The organism is Pseudomonas sp. 43(2021) (genome assembly GCF_017490805.1).
Classification (GTDB): domain Bacteria; phylum Pseudomonadota; class Gammaproteobacteria; order Pseudomonadales; family Pseudomonadaceae; genus Aquipseudomonas.
The window spans coordinates 1-474 of sequence record NZ_JAFGYJ010000409.1 but is presented as its reverse complement, the minus strand read 5'-3'; the positions used below and the strand labels follow the sequence as shown (position 1 = coordinate 474).

The window sequence follows — 474 nt, the reverse complement described above, 5'->3', positions numbered from 1 at the left end:
GACGTTCAGCGCGTCCTCGAGCCCGACGCGAATGCCGTCGAGATCGAGCGCGATCGCCACGTCGACGAGCAGCGCCTGGAACGGGCCCGGCAGCAGCAGCGAGATCTTGCACGACGGGAAGTTGTCGCGCAGCTTGTCGACGGTCGGGCGCAACTGCGTCGCGGCGAGCTCGACGGCCTTCTCGTGCGCGTCGTCGGTGCCCGCCTGCAGCAGCTTCGCGATCGCCTTGCGGGTGGGCACGTCGATCAGCGAATCGTCGCTCGTGTCGCCGCTCACGGGATCGCGGTGGTATTGGTCGACCGCGGCGACGAGCATGAACAGCACCGGAACGCCGGCCTTCACGAGCGGCGATTGATAGAGCGTGACCGAGTTCTCGACGATCGTATGGTTGAACACCTCGATCTCGGGCCGTACGCCGACTTCCGCGAAGTGAGCGAGTTGATCCGCGAGGAACGCGTTCGGATTGTCGTAGCC

Annotated in this window: 1 protein-coding gene; it reads right to left on the bottom strand. The window is 66.0% G+C overall.

What is annotated here, in order from left to right:
* Window positions 1–474 (bottom strand): hypothetical protein (locus J5M71_RS27890; RefSeq protein ID WP_207838807.1); only part of this gene is annotated, 474 nt, incomplete at both ends.